Source organism: Nonomuraea sp. NPDC001636 (assembly GCF_040298265.1).
Lineage (GTDB): Bacteria > Actinomycetota > Actinomycetes > Streptosporangiales > Streptosporangiaceae > Nonomuraea.
This window is the reverse complement of record NZ_JBEOZT010000084.1, coordinates 1-2,883: the sequence shown is the minus strand read 5'-3', so window position 1 is coordinate 2,883 and position 2,883 is coordinate 1. Positions and strand designations below refer to the sequence as shown.

General features: G+C 49.4%; 1 tRNA gene and 2 rRNA genes. All 3 read left to right on the top strand.

What is annotated here, in order from left to right:
- Positions 1-2,560: ribosomal RNA gene (locus tag ABT158_RS51080) — 23S ribosomal RNA — on the top strand; the annotation flags it as partial.
- A gap of 83 nt (positions 2,561-2,643) precedes the next feature.
- Positions 2,644-2,759 (top strand): 5S ribosomal RNA (gene rrf / locus ABT158_RS51075).
- A gap of 3 nt (positions 2,760-2,762) precedes the next feature.
- Positions 2,763-2,835, top strand: a tRNA-Val gene (locus ABT158_RS51070).
- Positions 2,836-2,883: the final 48 nt, after the last annotated feature.

Here is a 2,883-nt window from a genome sequence, read left to right as displayed (position 1 = left end):
GGAAGGTTAATCAAAGAGGGTAATAATCCCGTAGACGAAATAGCGCTTATACCTAGCAGTATCCTGAGTAGGGCTGGACACGCGAAATCCAGTTTGAATCCGGGAGGACCATCTCCCAACCCTAAATACTCCTTAGTGACCGATAGTGAACCAGTACCGTGAGGGAAAGGTGAAAAGAACCCCGAGAGGGGAGTGAAATAGCACCTGAAACCGTGTGCCTACAAGAAGTTCGAGCCCGTTAATGGGTGAGAGCGTGCCTTTTGTAGAATGAACCGGCGAGTTACGTTATGATGCGAGGTTAAGTTGAAGAGACGGAGCCGTAGGGAAACCGAGTCTGAATAGGGCGACTTAGTATCATGATGTAGACCCGAAACCTAGTGACCTATCCATGAGCAGGGTGAAGGTGTGGTAAGACGCACTGGAGGCCCGAACCAGGACACGTTGAAAAGTGTTTGGATGACTTGTGGATAGCGGAGAAATTCCAAACGAACTGGGAGATAGCTGGTTCTCTCCGAAATAGCTTTAGGGCTAGCGTCGAAATGTAAGTGTATTGGAGGTAGAGCACTGTTTGGGTGAGGGGTCCGTCTAGGATTACCAATCTCAGATAAACTCCGAATGCTAATACACATGTTCGGCAGTCAGACTGCGAGTGCTAAGATCCGTAGTCGAAAGGGAAACAGCCCAGACCAACAGCTAAGGTCCCAAAATATATGTTAAGTGGAAAAGGATGTGGGGTTGCACAGACAACTAGGATGTTAGCTCAGAAGCAGCTATCATTCAAAGAGTGCGTAATAGCTCACTAGTCGAGTGACCCTGCGCCGAAAATGTACCGGGGCTAAACATATTACCGAAGCTTTGGATTGATATTTTATCAATGGTAGGAGAGCGTTCTTAACCGCGATGAAGGTATACCGTGAGGAGTGCTGGAGCGTTAAGAAGTGAGAATGCCGGTATGAGTAGCGCAAGATAAGTGAGAATCTTATCCACCGTAAGACTAAGGTTTCCAGGGGAAGGCTCGTCCGCCCTGGGTTAGTCGGGACCTAAGGCGAGGCCGAAAGGCGTAGTCGATGGACAACTGGTTGATATTCCAGTACTAGATATGATCGTGATGGAGGGACGCAGTAGGCTAAGAGATGCCAGTTAATGGATTCTGGTCTAAGCAGTGAGGTGTGAGATGTGTCAAATGCATTTCTCTTTAACATTGAGCTGTGATGGGGAAGCAACTACGGTTGCGAACTCTCTGATGTCACACTGCCAAGAAAAGCTTCTAGCGTAAAGTCATATCTACCCGTACCGCAAACCGACACAGGTAGTCGAGGCGAGTAGCCTCAGGTGATCGAGAGAACTCTCGTTAAGGAACTCGGCAAAATAGCCCCGTAACTTCGGGAGAAGGGGTGCTTTCTTAACGGAAAGCCGCAGTGAATAGGCCCAAGCGACTGTTTAGCAAAAACACAGCTCTCTGCGAAGCCGTAAGGCGAAGTATAGGGGGTGACGCCTGCCCGGTGCTGGAAGGTTAAGGAGAGGGGTTAGCGTAAGCGAAGCTATGAATTGAAGCCCCAGTAAACGGCGGCCGTAACTATAACGGTCCTAAGGTAGCGAAATTCCTTGTCGGGTAAGTTCCGACCCGCACGAAAGGTGTAACGATTTGGGCACTGTCTCAACCAGAGACTCGGTGAAATTATAGTACCTGTGAAGATGCAGGTTACCCGCGACAGGACGGAAAGACCCCATGGAGCTTTACTGTAGTTTGATATTGAGTACCTGTAAGTCATGTACAGGATAGGTAGGAGCCATTGAAATAGGGACGCTAGTTTCTATTGAGGCGTTGTTGGGATACTACCCTTGACTTATGGTTACTCTAACCCGCTGGCATAATCGGCCAGGGAGACAGTGTCTGACGGACAGTTTGACTGGGGCGGTCGCCTCCTAAAGAGTAACGGAGGCGCTCAAAGGTTGGCTCAGATTGGTTGGAAATCAATCGTAGAGTGTAAAGGTAAAAGCCAGCTTGACTGCGAGAGCTACAACTCGAGCAGGTAGGAAACTAGGACTTAGTGATCCGGTGGTACCGCATGGAAGGGCCATCGCTCAACGGATAAAAGCTACCCTGGGGATAACAGGCTTATCTCCCCCAAGAGTTCACATCGACGGGGAGGTTTGGCACCTCGATGTCGGCTCGTCGCATCCTGGGGCTGTAGTCGGTCCCAAGGGTTGGGCTGTTCGCCCATTAAAGCGGCACGCGAGCTGGGTTCAGAACGTCGTGAGACAGTTCGGTCCCTATCCGTCGCGGGCGTAGGTAATTTGAGAGGATCTGTCCTTAGTACGAGAGGACCGGGATGGACTTACCGCTGGTGTACCAGTTGTTCCGCCAGGAGCACGGCTGGATAGCTATGTAGGGAAGGGATAAGCGCTGAAAGCATCTAAGTGCGAAGCCCACCTCAAGATGAGATTACCCATTCGTAAGAATTAAGAGCCCAGAGAGATGATCTGGTAGATAGGCTGGAAGTGGAAGAGTTGCGAGACTTGGAGCGGACCAGTACTAATCGCTCGAGGACTTTACCAAAAGAGTCAAATATAATATGCTTATGGTTTAAAAGTTAGAAGAATTGTTATTTAGTTTTGAATGTTCAAGGTAACATTTAATGATTTGGTCATCATTGCGATGGAGATACACCTGTTCCCATGTCGAACACAGAAGTCAAGTCCTTTTGCGCTGGAAGTACTTGGGGGTTGCCCCCTGGGAGATAGGCGAGTGGCCAAGTTTTGGGAGTTTAGCTCAGCTGGGAGAGCATCTGCCTTACAAGCAGAGGGTCAGCGGTTCGATCCCGTTAACTCCCATTGGTTGTTTCAGCCATTAAGTGAATAAAGGTTCTGTAGTGTAGCGGT